Annotated in this window: 14 protein-coding genes and 1 pseudogene; 5 read left to right on the forward strand and 10 right to left on the reverse strand. The window is 59.3% G+C overall.

Translation table 11 applies throughout. The features are described 5' to 3' along the window. Positions 1 to 147: 147 nt before the first annotated feature. Positions 148 to 261 (forward strand): protein YohO, encoded by a 114-nt coding sequence (locus ABLU96_RS23485; RefSeq protein ID WP_004103838.1) that lies wholly within the window; start codon positions 148 to 150, stop codon positions 259 to 261. On the opposite strand, the gene ABLU96_RS23490 is transcribed toward ABLU96_RS23485, so the two are convergent. The 5 genes from ABLU96_RS23490 to bglX form a co-directional block, all read right to left on the reverse strand. Then, positions 236 to 973, reverse strand: a complete 738-nt coding sequence (locus ABLU96_RS23490; protein ID WP_014230132.1) for an ABC transporter permease subunit — start codon at positions 971 to 973, stop codon at positions 236 to 238. The genes ABLU96_RS23485 and ABLU96_RS23490 overlap by 26 nt on opposite strands. After that, positions 957 to 1,904 (reverse strand): ABC transporter ATP-binding protein, encoded by a 948-nt coding sequence (locus ABLU96_RS23495; protein ID WP_014230133.1) that lies wholly within the window; start codon positions 1,902 to 1,904, stop codon positions 957 to 959. Before ABLU96_RS23495 ends, ABLU96_RS23490 begins: the two co-directional genes overlap by 17 nt. Then, entirely contained in the window at positions 1,897 to 3,054 is a 1,158-nt protein-coding gene (locus tag ABLU96_RS23500; protein WP_049082271.1) for an ABC transporter permease, read from the reverse strand. Before ABLU96_RS23500 ends, ABLU96_RS23495 begins: the two co-directional genes overlap by 8 nt. 7 nt (positions 3,055 to 3,061) lie before the next feature. Continuing rightward, positions 3,062 to 3,979, reverse strand: a complete 918-nt coding sequence (locus tag ABLU96_RS23505) for an ABC transporter substrate-binding protein (RefSeq protein WP_049102896.1) — start codon at positions 3,977 to 3,979, stop codon at positions 3,062 to 3,064. Between the two features lie 166 nt (positions 3,980 to 4,145). Then, positions 4,146 to 6,443 (reverse strand): beta-glucosidase BglX, encoded by a 2,298-nt coding sequence (gene bglX, locus ABLU96_RS23510; RefSeq protein ID WP_074189012.1) that lies wholly within the window; start codon positions 6,441 to 6,443, stop codon positions 4,146 to 4,148. A 194-nt stretch (positions 6,444 to 6,637) separates the two neighbouring features. On the opposite strand from bglX, the gene dld reads away from it, so the two are divergent. Together dld and ABLU96_RS23520 are read left to right on the forward strand one after the other, a co-directional pair. Then, on the forward strand, positions 6,638 to 8,380 hold the full coding sequence (gene dld / locus ABLU96_RS23515) for a D-lactate dehydrogenase (protein ID WP_064404492.1): 1,743 nt from the start codon (positions 6,638 to 6,640) through the stop codon (positions 8,378 to 8,380). Between the two features lie 97 nt (positions 8,381 to 8,477). Then, positions 8,478 to 9,032 (forward strand): GNAT family N-acetyltransferase, encoded by a 555-nt coding sequence (locus ABLU96_RS23520; protein ID WP_004138576.1) that lies wholly within the window; start codon positions 8,478 to 8,480, stop codon positions 9,030 to 9,032. Positions 9,033 to 9,126: 94 nt separating this feature from the next. On the opposite strand, the gene pbpG is transcribed toward ABLU96_RS23520, so the two are convergent. Together pbpG and ABLU96_RS23530 are read right to left on the reverse strand one after the other, a co-directional pair. Next, positions 9,127 to 10,074, reverse strand: a complete 948-nt coding sequence (gene pbpG, locus ABLU96_RS23525; protein ID WP_014230138.1) for a D-alanyl-D-alanine endopeptidase — start codon at positions 10,072 to 10,074, stop codon at positions 9,127 to 9,129. 176 nt (positions 10,075 to 10,250) lie between these two features. Continuing rightward, a complete protein-coding gene (locus tag ABLU96_RS23530; protein WP_004122818.1) occupies positions 10,251 to 10,838 on the reverse strand; it encodes a Yip1 family protein in 588 nt (195 codons plus the stop codon). A gap of 155 nt (positions 10,839 to 10,993) precedes the next feature. Between ABLU96_RS23530 and ABLU96_RS23535 the strand changes: the two genes are divergently transcribed. Next, the gene (locus tag ABLU96_RS23535) at positions 10,994 to 11,563 is read left to right on the forward strand and encodes a DedA family protein (protein WP_014230139.1); all 570 of its coding nucleotides are present in this window, start codon (positions 10,994 to 10,996) and stop codon (positions 11,561 to 11,563) included. A gap of 105 nt (positions 11,564 to 11,668) precedes the next feature. Here ABLU96_RS23535 and mdtQ read toward each other — a convergent pair whose 3' ends face one another. Continuing rightward, complete coding sequence (mdtQ, locus tag ABLU96_RS23540; protein ID WP_064404490.1) at positions 11,669 to 13,108, reverse strand: multidrug resistance outer membrane protein MdtQ; 1,440 nt, start codon at positions 13,106 to 13,108, stop codon at positions 11,669 to 11,671. A gap of 119 nt (positions 13,109 to 13,227) precedes the next feature. Here mdtQ and ABLU96_RS23545 point away from each other — a divergent pair, with 119 nt between their 5' ends. Beyond that, positions 13,228 to 13,962: a class I SAM-dependent methyltransferase gene (locus ABLU96_RS23545; RefSeq protein ID WP_025106760.1), complete on the forward strand. Its 735-nt coding sequence runs from the start codon at positions 13,228 to 13,230 to the stop codon at positions 13,960 to 13,962. 63 nt (positions 13,963 to 14,025) lie between these two features. Here ABLU96_RS23545 and ascB read toward each other — a convergent pair whose 3' ends face one another. After that, positions 14,026 to 15,420 (reverse strand): 6-phospho-beta-glucosidase, encoded by a 1,395-nt coding sequence (gene ascB, locus ABLU96_RS23550; RefSeq protein ID WP_064404488.1) that lies wholly within the window; start codon positions 15,418 to 15,420, stop codon positions 14,026 to 14,028. A 17-nt stretch (positions 15,421 to 15,437) separates the two neighbouring features. Continuing rightward, positions 15,438 to 17,409, reverse strand: a pseudogene (gene bglF, locus ABLU96_RS23555) (PTS beta-glucoside transporter subunit IIABC). Between the last annotated feature and the right edge of the window lie 48 nt (positions 17,410 to 17,457).

The following is a 17,457-nucleotide window of genomic DNA, read 5'->3' on the forward strand; positions in this document are numbered from 1 at the left end:
GGCTACCGGCCCGCAGACGGTGATGAACCGTAGCCCGGCTAAGCGCAGCGCAAGCCGGGGGTGGTTGTCGTAGCTAAAAAGCAATTAATGTTTTATTAACACCTGCGCTTCACCGTATAATCCCTGCGTTAACATCAGGAGCCTATTATGAAGCCAGCGAAAATTGCGGTGATTACCCTGTTCTTATTTATGGCCATCAGCGGCATCGGCGGCGTGATGCTGGCCGGTTATTCATTTATTGTTCGCGGTGGTGTCGGCTGATTCGCCGGTTCAGCCGTTCAAACCCCCGGTCGACGATAATCGCCGCCAGCGCCACCAGCAGCGCCCCCTGAATCACATAAGCGGTATTAAATCCGCTGAGGCCGATAACAATCGGCGTGCCGAGCGTATTCGCGCCGACGGTTGAAGCAATGGTCGCCGTACCGATATTGACGATGGTCGAGGTACGAATCCCGGCCAGCATCACCGGCGCCGCCAGCGGCAGCTCAACTTTTATCAGCCTCTGCCAGCCGGTCATCCCCATTCCCTGAGCGATAGCTAACACACCGGACGGTACCGCCCCAATCCCGGCCAGCGTGCCCTGCAAAACCGGTAAGATGCCGTACAGCACCAGCGCAATAAGCGCGGGCTGCCAGCCAAACCCCATCACCGGAACCGCAATCGCCAGCACCGCGACCGGCGGAAACGTCTGCCCCATTGCGGCAATCGTCTCCACCAGCGGGCGAAACTCATGCCCCGCCGGACGGGTGACCGCAATCCCGGCGACGACGCCCACCACCGTAGCCGCGAGGCTGGAGAGCGCCACCAGCCAAAAGTGCGCCAGGGTAAGAGAAACAAAACTCTCCTGCTGATAAACCGGACGCGGCAGTTCGGGAAACAGCGCGCTGAACAGCGGCGCGCTGTAGGGCAACGCCAGCAGCAGCGCGATAAACATGGCGCTGAGCCACAGCAGCGGATCACGCAGCACCTTCACGCCGGGCCTCCTCGCGCAGCAGGTCGGCAAAATGCAGCGTCCCGCAGGCCTCTCCCTGCTCATCGACCACCGGCAGCACCTCGCGGCGATGAGCAACGAACTGCGACAGCGCCTCGCGCAGAGTCATCGTCACGTTCAACGCGTCCCCCGCCAGGCGCTCATCGCGGCGCAGATAATCACTCACGCCGCGTAGCGACAGCAGGCGCACGCCCAGTTCGCTACGGCCAAAGAACGTCTCCACAAACGCATTTTTTGGCTCAAGCAGCATCTGCAGCGGCTCGCCCTGCTGTACCACTTCGCCGCCGTCCATCAACACCAGATGGTCCGCCAGCCGCAGCGCCTCATCGATATCGTGAGTCACCAGCACAATAGTGCGTCCCAGCAGGCGATGAATGCGGATCATCTCCTGCTGCAAGGCTTCGCGCGTCACCGGATCGAGCGCGCCGAAGGGTTCGTCCATCAGCAGCACTTCCGGGTTGGCGGCCAGCGCGCGCGCCACGCCGACGCGCTGCTGCTGGCCGCCGGAAAGCTGATGTGGGTAGCGTTCGCGCAGGCCCGGCTCCAGCCCCAGCAAGGCCATCAGCTCATCGACCCGCGCCTGGGTCTTCTGCCGCGACCACTTTTGCAACTGCGGGACGGTGGCAATGTTCTGCGCCACCGTCCAGTGGGGGAACAGGCCGATGGACTGGATGGCGTAGCCCATTCTGCGGCGCAGTTCGAGCACCGGCTGCTGGCGAATATCCTGCCCGGCGAAACGGATCGTCCCGCTGTCGTGCTCCACCAGGCGATTAATCATCTTCAGCGTGGTCGACTTCCCCGAGCCGGAGGTGCCAATCAGCACCGAAAATGCCCCCTCGCGCAGATGCAGATTGAGGTTTTTCACCGCAGGCTCTCCGGCAAAGGCTTTATTGACGCCGTCGAACTCAATCACGGGCCTCTCCTTTCAGTAATGCGCCCCACAGCGCGAATAACGCATCCACCACCACCGCCAGCGCGATGGTCGGGATCACCCCCAGCAGCACCAGATCCAGCGCGCTGCTGAGCAGCCCCTGGAAAACCAGCGCGCCGAAGCCGCCCGCGCCAATCAGGGCCGCCACCACCGCCATACCCACGGTTTGTACGCTGACCACCCGCAGGCTGCGCAACAACACCGGCAACGCCAGCGGTAGCTGTACCTGACGAAAGCGCTGCACGCCGCTCATCCCCATCGCCGTCGCGCTCTCCAGCGCTTCGCGCGGCACCTGCTGAAGGCCGATCGTCACCCCGCGCACCAGCGGCAATAGCGCATACAGCACCAGCGCAATCAGCGCCGGCGTGATGCCGGTACCGGAAACGCCGAGCTGCGCCAGCGACGGAAACTGGCGCGCCAGTCCGGCCAGCGGCGCGATAAGCAGGCCAAAAAGCGCGACGGAGGGAACGGTCTGAATCACGTTGAGAACGGCAAAAACCGGCGATTGCCAGCGGGGGTAGCGCCAGAGCCAGACGCCAACGGGCAAACCAATCAGCAGCCCCGGCAGCAGGGTCCCCAACAGCAGCGTCACATGCTGGGACAGCGCATCGTCAAACACCTCGCGGCGATTGAAATACTCTTTCAGCAAAGAGAGGCCATCGAGCGCGCCGAGCCCCAGCAGCAGCGCGGGCAGCAGCCAGACCTGCGCGTTCAGCAGCCAGCGCCACAGGGCTCGGGTCGTCAGGCGACGAACGGCATCGCTGGCGATAAGCAGGCACAGGGCCAGCGCCAGCCACAGGCCGCTTCCCGGCGAGGTGCGGGCCAGCGGAGAACCGCTCTGAGCCAGCTGTACCGCCGCACTGCCGGCTCCCCATAGCAATAAAGGCAGCAGCAGATCCGCCAGCAGGAAGATAACCAGCAGCGGGAGACGCCCGGGACGCCAGCTCAGCAGCGCTATCAGCAGCCCTGCCGCCCCCAGTACGCCCGCCAGCCACGGCCAGACCTGCCATAGCCAGCGCCCCTCGCCGGATAACAGCCGGTTAGGCGCATAGTTGATAAACGGCAGCGCCATCGCCAGCAGCAGGAGGAATGCCAGCAGCAGCGCAACCCGGTTACAGCAACGAGTGGTCACGCGCGCCCTACTTCAGCAGCCCTTTCTGTTGCAGATAGTCGGCGGCGACTTTCTTCGCATCCAGGCCTTCAACCGCAATACTGGCGTTCAGCTTTTGCAGCGTCTTTTCATCCAGGCTGGCGAAGACCGGCTGTAGCCAGTCGGCTATCTGCGGATACGCTTTTAACACCGCTTCACGTACGACCGGCGTGGGCGCATAAATCGGCTGCACGCCCTTCGGGTCGCTCAGGGTTTGCAAACCCAGCGCGGCGACCGGGCCATCGGTACCGTAGGCCATCGCCGCATTCACGCCGGAGGTTTGCTGCGCCGCCGCTTTGATGGTGACCGCCGTATCGCCGCCCGCCAGCGACAGCAGCTGATTTTGTTTGAGCGTGAAGTCGTAGGCTTTTTCAAACGCCGGCAGCGCGTCCGGCCGTTCAATAAATTCCGCCGAGGCGGCCAGCTTAAAGTCACCGCCCTTTTTCAGATAGCCGGCAAGGTCGCTTAATGAGGCGAGGTGGTTTTTCTCCGCCAGATCCTGACGGACGGCGATAGTCCAGGTGTTGTTGGCCGGAGCCGGGGTAAGCCAGACGAGCTTATTCTTTTCCGCATCCAGCTTTTTAACTTTTTCGTATCCCTGCTGCGCGTTTTTCCACGCAGGGTCGTTCTCCTCTTTGAAGAAGAACGCGCCGTTGCCGGTATATTCCGGGTAAATGTCCAGCTCACCGGCGGTTATCGCCCCGCGCACCACCGGGGTGGTGCCGAGCTGGATTTTATTGACGGTTTTCACCCCGTGGTTTTCCAGAACCTGCAAAATAATATTGCCGAGCAGCGCCCCTTCGGTGTCAATTTTTGAGCCGACCTTAACCGGCTCCGCCGCCTGCAGCGGCAGGCTTATCAGGGCCGCCAGCGCCAGCGTGCCGGACCACATACTTGCCTTAATCATCCTCGCGTCCCTCTTTAATTTGCGCTCCATTAACAGGAGCTTAAGCAAAAAGCGTAGTTCATTTGGGGCGGAGCGGAAAAAGAAAAGGCCGATAAATCGGCCTTTGGGGTAAGGAATGCCTGTTCCCGGGTGGCGGCCGCAGCCTCACCCGGGCGACAAATCACCATTACAGCAGTTCAAACTCGCTCTGCTTCACGCGGGCGGAGTCGACGCCGATAAAGACGTTGAATTTACCCGGCTCGGCGTCGTACTTCATCTGCTGGTTCCAGAACTTCAGCGCTTCAACGTCAATCGGGAAGCTGACGGTTTGCGTCTCGCCCGGCTTGAGGGTCACCTTTTTAAAGCCGCGCAGCATTTTCACCGGACGGCTCATGGAGGCGGTAACGTCCTGCAGATAAAGCTGAATCACCGTCGCCCCTTCGCGCTTGCCGGTATTGGTTACCTGCACGCTGGCGGTCACGCTGCCGTCGCGCTGCAGGGTCGGCGCCGACATTTTCACGTCGGAAACGCTAAAGGTGGTGTAGCTCAGGCCGTAGCCAAACGGATAGAGCGGGCCGTTGGCTTCATCAAAGTAGCGCGAGGTGTACTTGTTTGGCTTATCCGCATTGTACGGGCGACCGGTGTTGAGATGGCTGTAGTAGGTCGGGATCTGCCCGACCGAGCGCGGGAAGGACATGGGCAGCTTGCCAGACGGGTTGTAGTCGCCGAACAGCACATCGGCAATGGCGTTGCCGCCTTCGGTACCGGCAAACCAGGTTTCGAGGATCGCATCAGCCTGCTGATCCTCTTTCACCAGCGCCAGCGGACGACCGTTCATCAGCACCAGCACCAGCGGTTTACCGGTCACTTTCAGCGCGCTAATCAGGGCGCGCTGGCTCGGCGGCAGGGTGATGTCGGTGCGGCTGGAGGCTTCGTGGGCCATGCCCTGCGCCTCGCCCACCACGGCAACCACCACGTCGGACTGCTTCGCCGCCGCCACGGCTTCGTCAATCATCTCCTGCGGCGAGCGCGAGTCAACCTGCACCGCTTTCTCGTACAGATTGAGGAAGTCGACGATGCCTTTATCGTCAGTGACGTTAGCGCCTTTGGCATAGATAATCTTGCCTTTGTCGCCCAGCGCGTTCTGCAAACCGGTCAGCACGGTGACCGACTGATCGGCCACGCCCGCCGCCGACCAGCTGCCCATCATGTCGCGCTTGCTGTCGGCCAGCGCGCCGATTACCGCGATAGTGCCCGATTTTTTCAACGGCAGCGTATCGAGGCGGTTTTTCAGCAGCACCAGGCTTTCGCGCGCCACTTCGCGCGCTTCTTTGCGATGCAGGCGGCTTTCGGCGTTGGTATCCTGCGGATCGGAATCTTTCGGCCCCAGGTGGCTATACGGGTCGTTAAACAGGCCCATATCATATTTCACGTTCAGCACGTGGCGGGTCGCGTCATCCAGCTCCGCCATCGTCACCTTACCGGACTTCACCAGTCCCGGCAGATACTTGCTGTAGTACTCGTCGCTCATGCTCATATTGATGCCGGACTTCAGCGCCACGCGCACCGCGTCTTCCGGGTCCGACGCCACGCCGTGTTTGATCAGCTCTTTGATAGCGCCATGGTCGGAGACGGTGATGCCTTTAAAGCCCCACTGGTCGCGCAGCACGTCCTTAAGCAGCCAGGCGTCGGAGGTCGCCGGGGTACCGTTGAGCGAGTTGAGCGCCACCATAACAGCGCCGCTGCCCGCATCCAGCCCCGCTTTGTAGGGCGGCATATAGTCGTTGAACAGGCGCTGCGGGCTCATATCAACGGTGTTGTACTCTTTGCCGCCTTCGACCGCGCCGTAGGCGGCAAAGTGCTTGACGCTGGTCATCACCGAGTAGCGATCTGCCGGGCTTTTCCCCTGCATCGACTCCACCATCGCCCTGCCCATCTCGGTGGTCAGGTAGGTATCTTCCCCGAACCCTTCCGAAGCGCGGCCCCAGCGCGGATCGCGGGAGACGTCGACCATCGGCGCCCAGGTCATGTTCAGGCCATCATCGGCCGCTTCGTAAGCCGACACCCGCCCGACGGTGTTCACCGCGTCGAGGTTAAAAGAGGAGGCCAGGCCAAGGCTAATCGGAAAGACGGTACGCTGGCCGTGGAGCACGTCATAGGCGAAAAAGAGCGGGATTTTCAGGCGGCTGAGTTCCATCACCTGATCCTGCATAATGCGGATATCATGGCGGGTCACGGTGTTAAAAATCGCCCCCACCTGGCCTTCTTTGATCATCTCGCGGATGGCCTCTTTCGGGTTATCCGGGCCGACGCTAATTAAGCGCAGCTGACCGATTTTTTCATCCACCGTCATTTTCGTCAGCAGTTCCGTCACAAACGCATCCCGCGCCTGCGGCGTTAGGGGATGATTGCCGAACAATTCATCCGCCAGCGCCGGTTGCAGCGCCAGGCTCACAGCGACGCCTACAGTACAAAGCCATTTCATTTTTATCCCTCATTGTTCCAGTCGACCAGATCGGCGAAAAGATAGCAAAAATCGAAGTCTGCCATAAACATAAACGAGACGCCTGAATAAAGCGCGCGTTGTTCTCTGATTTTTCGAAACATTGATGCATCAAATTGTCATACAAAGCGCTATTCTTATTTTTGATAATTTTGTACCACCACAAGGAGTGGAACATGTCATCTGCAACAACCTATAACAACGCTTTTCTGGCTGAACTCGCCCGTCTGGTCGGCTCGTCCCATCTGCTCACCGACCCGGCTAAAACCCAGCGCTACCGTAAAGGCTTTCGCTCCGGCCAGGGCGACGCGCTGGCGGTAGTCTTTCCCGGTACCCTGCTGGAGCTGTGGCGCGTGCTGAACGCCTGCGTCAACGCCGATAAAATCATTCTGATGCAGGCGGCCAACACCGGCCTGACCGAAGGCTCAACGCCGAACGGTAACGATTATGACCGCGATATCGTTATTATCAGCACCCTGCGCCTGGATAAACTGCATCTGCTGGATAAAGGCGAGCAGGTGCTGGCTTATCCCGGCACGACGCTCTATTCGCTGGAAAAAGCGCTGAAGCCGCTGGGTCGCGAACCGCACTCGGTCATTGGTTCATCCTGCATCGGGGCATCGGTGGTCGGCGGGATCTGCAACAACTCCGGCGGCTCGCTGGTACAGCGCGGCCCGGCGTATACCGAAATGTCGCTGTACGCGCAAATTGATCAAAACGGCAAGCTGACGCTGGTGAACCACCTCGGCATTGACCTCGGCACCACGCCGGAGCAAATCCTCAGCCGCCTCGACGACGAACGGGTTAAAGATGAAGATGTGCGCCACGATGGCCGCCACGCCCACGATCATGATTACGTCACCCGCGTGCGCGACGTGAATGCCGATACCCCGGCGCGCTACAACGCCGACCCGGACCGCCTGTTTGAATCCTCGGGCTGCGCCGGCAAGCTGGCGGTGTTCGCCGTGCGCCTCGATACCTTCCCGGCGGAAAAACGCCAGCAGGTGTTCTACATCGGCACCAACCGCCCGGACGTGCTGACCGAAATTCGCCGCCATATTCTCGCCGAGTTCAACCATCTGCCGGTGGCGGGCGAGTATATGCACCGCGATATTTACGACATCGCCGAGCAGTACGGGAAAGACACCTTCCTGATGATCGACAAGCTCGGCACCGATAAAATGCCGTTCTTCTTTACCATGAAGGGCCGCACCGACGCGATGCTGGAGAAAGTGTCGCTGTTTAAGCCGCACTTCACCGACCGCTTTATGCAAAAGCTGGGTCACGTCTTCCCGTCGCATCTGCCGGAGCGAATGAAAACCTGGCGCGATAAATACGAACACCATCTGCTGCTGAAAATGGCGGGCGACGGCATCGAAGAGGCTCAGGCCTGGCTCGGGGAATATTTCCAGAATGCCGAAGGGGATTTCTTCGTCTGCACCGCAGAAGAAGGCAGCAAAGCCTTCCTGCACCGCTTTGCCGCCGCGGGTGCGGCGATCCGCTACCAGGCGGTTCACGCCGATGAGGTGGAAGATATTCTGGCGCTGGACATCGCCCTGCGCCGTAACGACACCGAATGGTTTGAGCATCTTCCCGCCGATATCGATAGCCAGCTGGTGCATAAGCTCTATTACGGTCACTTTATGTGCCACGTTTTCCATCAGGATTACATCGTGAAAAAAGGCGTCGATGCCCACGAACTGAAAGAGAAAATGCTGGTGCTGCTGAAGGAGCGGGGCGCCCAATATCCGGCCGAGCATAACGTCGGCCATCTGTATGAAGCGCCGGAAAGCTTAAAACGCTTCTATCGCGAAAACGATCCCACCAACAGCATGAACCCGGGGATTGGCAAAACCAGTAAGCAAAAATACTGGGGCGAAGCGCAGGATAAACCGACGAGCGCGACCGAACCGCAATAATCCGCACGGGGGACTGTTCAGCCGCGGGGCTTCTGTATTACGCTGCACGCCGGAGAAATTTCCTCTCCGGCAAACCCGTTTAAGGAATTAACCCATCATGTCCGCAGTGGATAAGCTACACGACGCTGACTTAGAGATCCGCGAAGCGCTGCCCGATGACGCCCACGCTATCGCCGCGCTGTACGTCTGGCACGTGCTCAATGGACGCGCCTCTTTTGAAGAGATCCCGCCAACCGTGGATGAGATGCGCAAGCGAATCAAAACCGTGCGCGATAGCGGGCTGCCGTGGCTGGTTGCCCTGTGGCGCGGCACCATCGTCGGCTACTGCTACGCCACCTTTTACCGCCCGCGTCCGGCCTACCGCTACACCCTGGAAGAGTCGATTTACGTTGAGGCGGGAATGGGGGGACGCGGTATCGGCAGCGCCCTGCTCTCCCGGTTAATTGAGAAATGCGAACAGGGACCGTGGCGACAAATGCTGGCGATTATCGGCGACGGCCACAGTAACGCCGGGTCGATTGCGATTCATAAAAAGTTCGGTTTTAGCGTGGCGGGTCAGCTGCGCAGCGTCGGCTATAAGATGGGCGACTGGCGGGATACCTTGATTATGCAGCGCCCGCTCGGCGATGGCGACTGGACGCTGCCGGAGTAACCCCCCGGCTCGCGCTGCGCTTAGCCGGGCTACGGTACAGCGCGGTTCGGTAGCCCGGATAAGGCGTTTACGCCGTAATCCGGGGAAATGGGGGTTAATCGTTCTGCGCGGTCTGCGCGCCGCCTTTCAGCATCGCATCGGCCATCTGCGCTTCACGCTGCTTTTTATAGCTGAGCGCGGAAGCCGGAACCGGCATCACTTTTCCCGTTTCAATCCACGTTCTCAGGCGGCTGGCGTCGGCGAAGTGGGTATATTTGCCAAACGCATCCATCACCACCAGCGCCACCGGGCGCTGATTAATCACCGTACGCATAATCAGGCAGTGGCCCGCCGCGTTAGTAAAGCCGGTTTTGGTCAGCTGAATATTCCAGTTATCGCGGTAGACCAGATGGTTGGTATTGCGGAACGGCAGCGTATACGCCGGATGGGCGAATGTCGCCATATCTTCTTTAGTGGTACTCAGCTGGCCAATCAGCGGATACTGCTCGCTGGCGATCAGCAGCTTAGTCAGATCGCGGGCGGTAGAGACGTTATGAATCGACAGACCGGTGGGCTCAACGTAGCGGGTGCGGGTCATCCCCAGCGCCTGCGCCTTGGCGTTCATCGCGCGGATAAAGGCGTCGTAGCCGCCCGGATAATGGTGCGCCAGGCTGGCGGCGGCGCGGTTTTCCGACGACATCAGCGCCAGCAGCAGCATATTGCGGCGGCTGATTTGGCTGTTCAGGCGCACCCGTGAATAGATCCCTTTCATTTCAGGCGTCTGGCTGATATCAACGGTCAGCATCTCATCCAGCGGCAGATGGGCATCAAGCACCACCATCGCGGTCATCACCTTGGTGATCGACGCCATCGGGCGAACCAGGTCCGGCTGGCTGGCATAGATGATTTTTTTGCTGGCAAGGTCGACGATCATCGCACTGCCGGAAGCGATATCCGGCTGGGAGGCGGTCACCGCCGTGGAGGTTTTAGCCAACGCCTGGGGCGCAAAAGGCACAGCCAGCAGCAACGTCAGGCTGAGCAAAGAAACTCGAAATTTGGTCATCGTGAACATTCTGAAAAGTATTTTTGCACGTTATGAACGTACGCCGCGGCGCTGGGGTGATGACGCCGCTGGCAAAAATCATCATACCTTGTCAGAACGCGAGCTGGCTAATAAGAATCGTGAACAAATGCTGCATTGCCGACATAAAAATCTATTTATGCCGGCAATGAGTTAAATCAGAAGAGCCGATATCCGTATCCCCAGAGAATAACGGTGATCGCCAGCAGCACTTCCAGCACCAGCACCCCTATCGCCAGAGTCGAGCTGGCGAAGCTCAACCCCTCTTCTTTGTTAATCCCCAGGAACGTGGGAATACCGAGATACAGCAGATAGCCGGTGTAAAGCAGCGCGACGGTCCCGACCAGCGCGCACAGCCACACCAGCGGATAGAGCGCCACGAGCCCGCTGAGGAAAAGCGGCGTGGCGACATAGCCGGCGAAAACCATACAGCGCTTAAGGGAAGGCCGCTGCGGATAGCTTCGCGCCATCCACCAGATAACCCGCCCCATCACCGCAACCCCGGCGAGCATCACGGCGTAAAACAGCACCGCCAGGGCCAGCCCGGTCATCAGCGACAGTTTTACCACCGTGCCGTCGCCGAAGTTCCAGCCCAGCTGCGTGGTGCCGATAAAGGCGCAGATAACCGGAACCGCCGCCATGACCAGCACATGGTGCGTATAGTGATGCGAAACGGTTTCGTTTTCGCTTTTAATAACGCTCATCTCTTGATTAGGATGAGAGAAGAGCCCCCAGACATGGTTCATAGCGTCCCCCTTGTCACGGCGTGGTACAGCACTGATCCAAGTATAATTCACCTTGTAGATTATTTTGTGTACAGCGAGAAAAATGCGCTTCCCCCGCATTTTTATCATCAGGGTGTATGATTAAGGGACTGACGTTTTATGGAGTTAATCTTTATATGGATATCAATAACCTGATTTCCCAGTACGGCTACGCGGCGCTGGTCATTGGCAGCGTGGCGGAAGGCGAAACCATCACGCTGCTCGGCGGCGTGGCGGCACATCAGGGATTATTGAAGTTCTGGCTGGTGGTTATCTCGGTCGCCCTCGGGGGGATGATTGGCGATCAGCTGCTTTATTTACTCGGCAGGCGCTTTGGCGGACGGATTCTGCGGCGATTCGCACGCCAGAAAAAGCGGATCCAAAAGGCCCAGCGGATGATCCAGCGTCGCCCCTACCTGTTTGTCATCGGCACCCGCTTTATGTACGGCTTTCGGGTTATCGGCCCGCTGCTGATTGGCGCCAGCCGCCTGCCGCCGAAGGTGTTTCTGCCGCTGAATATTGTCGGCGCGATTATCTGGGCGTTAATTTTTACCACGCTCGGCTATCTCGGCGGGGAAGCGATTGGCCCGTGGCTGCATCATCTGGATGCGCATCTGAAGCACTGGATCTGGCTGATTCTGGCGGTGGTGCTGGTGGTTGCGGCGCACTGGTGGCTAAAGCGCCGCGAGGCAAAGAAGAAAGAGTGACGAGAGTTCCCGGATGGCGGCGTAAACGCCTTATCCGGGCGACAACCCCACAGATCGCATGGGCCTGTAGCCCGGCTAAGCGCAGCGCGAGCCGGGGAAACAGAACTACTTCGCCGCCTGATGATATCCGCCGCCCAGCGCGGAGGTCAGTTGGATGCTGGCATCAAGCCACTGGCCGTGCAGGCGCAGCGCGGTGACGCGCTCCTGCAGCGCCGGCAGCTTCGCCAGGCTGACGCGCGAGCCGGAAATAATCCCTGCGTTCATCCGCGCCTGCGCCAGCGCGACCATCCGCTGAGCATCTTTTTCAACCTGCTGCTGCTGCTGATTTTTCGCCATCAGCGTTTCCATCTGGCTGGCGGTTTTCGCCACCTGATTAACCGCATCGACCACCGCTTTGTTGTACTTCGCTATCGACAGGCCATTTTGCGCGCTGGCGATATCCAGATTCGCGTTCAGGCGGCCGCTATCAAAGATCGGCAGGGTCAGCCCGGCGGTGACGCCCATCTGCTGGGCAGAGTGGCGGAACAGATCGCTGAGATGCAGGGCATCCTGCTGCAGGAAGGCCATCAGGTTGATATCCGGATAAAACGCGGCTTTCGCGGCATCAACTTCGCTTAATGAAGCCTCGATATACCAGTGGGCGACCTGCAGGTCAGGGCGTCGCGCCAGCAGCTCATATCCCAGCTGGTTGGGCATTTGCGCGCTGACGGCGGGTAAATCCGCCGGATGAAGATTCAGCGCCTGGCTCTGGCTGTTGGTCAGCGCCATCAGCCGCGCTTCAATCTCCTTCATATTGCCCGCCACGTCGGCGAGCTGCTGATCGGTTTTACTGACGTTAATATCGTTCTCGGCCCCTTCGGCCGAGTTGGTGATCCCGCGTTGATACAGCGCAGTATCCACGGTAACGACATTATTCTGTTCGCGCTTCACCTGCGTCAGCACGTTTTTAATGGCCGCTTCGGTCTGCCACTGCCAGTAAAGGCGGGCGACGCTGCCGGCCAGCAGTTCGCGGGTCTGGGCTTCTTCGGCAACCTGAGCTTTGACTTCACCGATGCGCGCTTTAAGCAGCGCGCGGTTTTTACCCCACAGGTCCAGATCCCATCCGGCGGTCAGTCCGAAGGTGCCGTTGGTGTACCACGGCCCGGTATTGCCGTCGGTATCGGTGGCAAACGGCCCCATCAGCCCCTCGGAGGACATTTTCTGCCGTTCAATATCGGCGGAAAAATCCAGGTTCGGTCCCAGGCTGGATTGCGACATCCGTGCCTGCGCTTCCGCCAGCCTGATGCGCTGTTCGGCAATCTGCATGTCCGGCGCATTGGCTAAGGCACGCTGAATCAGGCTATTGAGCTGAGGGTCATGGTAATCCTGCCACCAGTTGCTCTGCGGCCAGCCGTTTTTCACGGCGGCGGGCAGTTCCGTTGCGACGTGGGATGCCGGGGTTTGCTGCTGGAGCGGCTTGCCAGTATCGTGCGATGGCGCGCAGCCCGCCAGCGCGATAACCAGTGGCAGGCCAGCCAACGCGCGTTTGCTCAAAGTCAGGTTCATGAAATCGGTCAGATGATTAAATAAGGTCGGGTATATTAAGCTACTTGCATCCTTGCCGTTTAGTAAAGCGTGTGCCGTAACTATTAGCAGACTAAAAATAAACTTCTCATGGAGTGACAATGAGTCAGAACATCTATGACGATCCCGCTTTTTTTGCCGGATACGCCACCCTCGACCGTTCAGTCAAAGGGCTGGAAGGCGCGCCCGAGTGGCCGACCCTTCAGCAAATGCTTCCGCCGTTATCCGGTTTACGCGTCGTCGATCTTGGCTGCGGCTACGGCTGGTTTTGCCGCTGGGCCCGCGACCAGGGCGCCGCGCAGGTGGACGGGCTGGATCTCTCCAGCCGAATGCTGGAGCGCGCCCGCGAAATGACGGAGGGCGAAGGTATCCGCTATCGCTGCGAAGATCTTCAGACGCTTACCCTGCCCGCCGATAGCTGCGAGCTGGTCTATAGCTCGCTGGCGCTGCACTATCTGCCCGACGTGGCGCCGCTGTTCGCCACCGTTTACCGGGCGCTGACGCCCGGCGGCACGCTGCTGTTCTCCGCCGAGCATCCCATCTATACCGCCCCGCCGCGTCAGGGCTGGCAGGAAGATGAGAACGGGCAGAAAAGTTGGCCGGTGAGCCACTACCAGCAGGAGGGCGAGCGCATCAGCAACTGGTTTGCCGACGGGGTGAAAAAGCAGCATCGCAAGCTGTCCAGCTGGATAAACCAGCTGATCGCCGCCGGTTTTATCATCGAGCATCTGGATGAGTGGGGACCGACGGCGGAGCAGATTGCCGCTCAGCCGGCGCTGGATGAAGAAAAAGAGCGGCCGATGATTTTTCTCCTGCGCGCGCGCAAGCCGGCGTAATACGCAAAAAGGCCCGGAAGTTATCCGGGCCATAAGGCTGATGTTAGCTTCGTGCTCAGGGCATTACTCTTTTAAGCTGCCGCCGTTGGTGGCGATTACCTCTTTATACCACCAGAAGCTCTTCTTGCGGCTGCGCGCCAGGGTGCCGTTGCCTTCATCGTCGCGATCGACGTAGATAAAGCCATAGCGTTTGGACATCTCCGCCTTCGACGCGCTCACCAGGTCGATAGGCCCCCAGCTGGTGTAGCCCATCAGCTCAACGCCGTCCTCTATTGCCTCACGAGCCTGCACCAGATGGTCGTTAAGGTAGCTGATCCGGTAATCGTCGTTGATGCTGCCGTCGGCTTCCACCTTATCCTTTGCGCCCAGGCCGTTTTCCACGATAAACAGCGGCTTCTGATAGCGATCCCACAGCACGTTCAGCAGCGTGCGCAGGCCGAGGGGGTCAATCTGCCAGCCCCACTCCGAGCTTGCCAGGTGCGGGTTCGGCACCATGCTGAGAATATTGCCGCGCGATTTTTTGTTCAGCTCTTCGTCGGCGGTCACGCAGCCGGTCATATAGTAGCTGAAGGAGATAAAATCGACGGTCTCTTTCAGGGCTTCGCGATCGGCATCGGCGATCTCAAGGCTAATGCCGTTGTCGCGGAAATAGCGCAGCATATAGCCCGGGTAAGCGCCGCTGCACTGGACATCGCCAAAGAACTGCCAGCTGCGGTTCTGCTGCAGGGTTTCAAAAATATCGTCCGGTTTGCAGCTCAGCGGATACATCAGGCCGCCGAGCAGCATGTTGCCGATTTTGCCCTCAGGCACGATGTCATGGCAGGCCTTAGCCGCCAGCGCGCTCGCCACCAGCTGATGATGAATGGCCTGATAGACTTCAGCCTTGCTGCTGTCGGCCGGCAGACCGACGCCGGTCATCGGCGCGTGCAGGGACATATTGATTTCATTAAAGGTCAGCCACAGTTTGACCTTCGCCTGGTAGCGAGCAAACACCGTGCGGGCGTAGCGTTCGAAGAAGCCAATGACTTTGCGATTGCCCCAGCCGCCGTAGTTTTTCACCAGCGCCCACGGCATCTCATAGTGGGACAGGGTCACCAGCGGAGTAATATTGTGCTTCGCCATTTCATCAAACAGCTTATCGTAAAAGGCCAGCCCGGCTTCGTTTGGCTGCGCCTCATCGCCCTCAGGGAAAATACGCGCCCAGGCAATGGATACGCGCAGGCAGTTAAAGCCCATCTCGGCAAAGAGGCTGATATCCTCCGGATAACGATGGTAAAAATCGATAGCAACATCTTTTATACCGCTATCGCCAGGCACGCGTTCTACGACGTCGCCAAATACGCCGCGCGGCTGGACGTCAGAAGTGGTTAATCCCTTCCCGTCTTCCAGATAAGCGCCTTCAACCTGGTTTGCCGCGGTCGCGCCGCCCCATAAAAACGCCTGTGGGAATGTCTTCATTCATCTCTCTCCTGTGATTAACGGCTTACGGACAACAGCGGCTGACCGGCATCCACCGCGCTGGCGGATACGATGTCGAGAGCACGAAAATCGTCGCTGTTGCTGATAATAATGGGCGTCGCCAGATCGTAACCGGCGTTCAGAATCGCCTGACGGTCAAACTCCAGCAGCAGATCGCCCGCTTTGATTTTGTCGCCCTCTTTAACGTGGGCGGTGAACGGTGCGCCATCGAGCTTGACGGTGTCGATGCCCACGTGGATGAGCAGCTCGATTCCGCTATCGCTCAGCAGACCGATGGCATGTTTCGTCTGAAAAATCGAGGCGACCTCGCCCGAGAACGGCGCAATAACTTTGCCCACTGAGGGGATAATCGCCACGCCCTGGCCAAGTAAACCGCTGGCGAAGGTGCTATCGGGAACCTGATCCAACGCCAGTACGCTGCCGGTCATCGGCGCCAGGATGTCATTTTCCGAGGCCGGAGCCACCACAACGGCCGCCTGTTCAGCGGTGCTGCGCGGCAGCCCGGCGACTAACGTGAGAACGCAGGCGATAATTAAAGCGGCAACCGTCCCCAGCGCGCCGCCCCATACCGTGGCGTCAATGCCCTGCGGCGGGATCATCTGCGCCAGGGTGAAAATATTACCGAAACCGAAAGAATAGACGTGGCTGTCGCTAAAGCCGACAATCGCGCCGCCGATGGCGCCAGCGACGCAGCCGAAGATAAACGGACGGCGGAGCGGCAGATTCAGCCCATAAATCGCCGGCTCGGTCACGCCGAAGATCCCCGCGGATACCGCCGAGCCCGCCAGCACTTTTTGCCGCGCATCGCGGGTGCGCAGGAAAATCCCCAGCGCGGCGCCAACCTGCCCCATCACCGCCGGCAGCAGCATCGGCATCATCGAATCATGGCCAAGCACGGCAAGGTTGTTAATCATTAACGGTATCAGGCCCCAGTGCAGCCCAAAGATGACGCACACCTGCCACAGCGCCCCCATCGCCGCGCCGGCAAGCCAGGGCGCAACCTGATAGATAAGCTGATAGCCGTTGGCCAGCTGCTGGCTCAGCCAGGTCGCAACCGGGCCGATAATCAGAAACGTGAGCGGGACGACCACGGCCAGGCAAATCGCCGGGGTAAAGAAGTTCTTCATCGACGAGGGCAGTATCGCGTTGCTGCGCCGCTCAATCCAGCAGCTCACCCACGAGGCGAGGATAATCGGGATGACCGATGAACTGTAATTGATAAAGGTCACCGGAATCCCAAGGAAATACTCCGTCGCGGCGTCAGGCGCCATACTGGCGTCAAAAGATTGAATCATCAGCGGGTGGGTTAACGCGCCGCCAATCACCATGGTAATAAAGGCGTTGCCGCCAAATTTCTTACCGGCGGTATAGCCGAGAAACAGCGGGAAAAAGAAGAACAGCGCATCGCTGGCGGCAAACCAGATTTTGTAGGTTGCCTGCTGCGTCGTTAACCAGCCGCAAACCACCGCCAGCGCCAGCAGCCCTTTGAGGATCCCCGAGGCCGCCAGGACGCCGATAAACGGGGTGAAAATACCGGAAACCACGTCGATAAGCTGGCCGATAATTGATACTTTTTCGCCTTTCACCGCCACCGGCTCGCTGTCATCCGTCAGCCCGGCTTCGCTGCGCACCGCCAGCCAGACATCGTGCACGTGGTTACCGATGACCACCTGAAACTGGCCGCCGCTTTCCACCACCATGATGACGCCAGGATTCGCCTTCAGTCCTTCGGCATCCGCCTTCTTGCTATCTTTGAGCTTAAAACGCAGCCGCGTTGCGCAGTGAACCAGACTCACAATATTCTCTTTGCCACCAACCCGGCTGAGAATATCCTGCGCGAGTGCTTTATATTCCATGCTGTTTTTCCTTACTTCCGCTGCCCGCAGGCATCGTTAACTGAGTATTAAAAATAAAAAAACCCGAGAACAACGCCGTGTAGGCGTTGCGCTCAGGTTTTGCCTGCGTAATGCAGTAACAATCCAGTTGTAGCGCGGGAGCTATGCGCCAGGCCCGATC

The organism is Klebsiella sp. CN_Kp106, from assembly GCF_040064575.1.
Classification (GTDB): Bacteria; Pseudomonadota; Gammaproteobacteria; order Enterobacterales; family Enterobacteriaceae; genus Klebsiella; species Klebsiella michiganensis.

Excerpts from the sequence above, each read along its gene's own strand:
- ABLU96_RS23485 (WP_004103838.1), top strand. The coding sequence starts at position 148 with ATGAAGCCAGCGAAAATTGCGGTGATTACCCTGTTCTTATTTATGGCC.
- ABLU96_RS23505 (WP_049102896.1), bottom strand. The coding sequence starts at position 3,979 with ATGATTAAGGCAAGTATGTGGTCCGGCACGCTGGCGCTGGCGGCCCTG.
- bglX (WP_074189012.1), bottom strand. The coding sequence starts at position 6,443 with ATGAAATGGCTTTGTACTGTAGGCGTCGCTGTGAGCCTGGCGCTGCAA.
- dld (WP_064404492.1), top strand. The coding sequence starts at position 6,638 with ATGTCATCTGCAACAACCTATAACAACGCTTTTCTGGCTGAACTCGCC.
- ABLU96_RS23520 (WP_004138576.1), top strand. The coding sequence starts at position 8,478 with ATGTCCGCAGTGGATAAGCTACACGACGCTGACTTAGAGATCCGCGAA.
- pbpG (WP_014230138.1), bottom strand. The coding sequence starts at position 10,074 with ATGACCAAATTTCGAGTTTCTTTGCTCAGCCTGACGTTGCTGCTGGCT.
- ABLU96_RS23530 (WP_004122818.1), bottom strand. The coding sequence starts at position 10,838 with ATGAACCATGTCTGGGGGCTCTTCTCTCATCCTAATCAAGAGATGAGC.
- ABLU96_RS23535 (WP_014230139.1), top strand. The coding sequence starts at position 10,994 with ATGGATATCAATAACCTGATTTCCCAGTACGGCTACGCGGCGCTGGTC.
- mdtQ (WP_064404490.1), bottom strand. The coding sequence starts at position 13,108 with ATGAACCTGACTTTGAGCAAACGCGCGTTGGCTGGCCTGCCACTGGTT.
- ABLU96_RS23545 (WP_025106760.1), top strand. The coding sequence starts at position 13,228 with ATGAGTCAGAACATCTATGACGATCCCGCTTTTTTTGCCGGATACGCC.
- ascB (WP_064404488.1), bottom strand. The coding sequence starts at position 15,420 with ATGAAGACATTCCCACAGGCGTTTTTATGGGGCGGCGCGACCGCGGCA.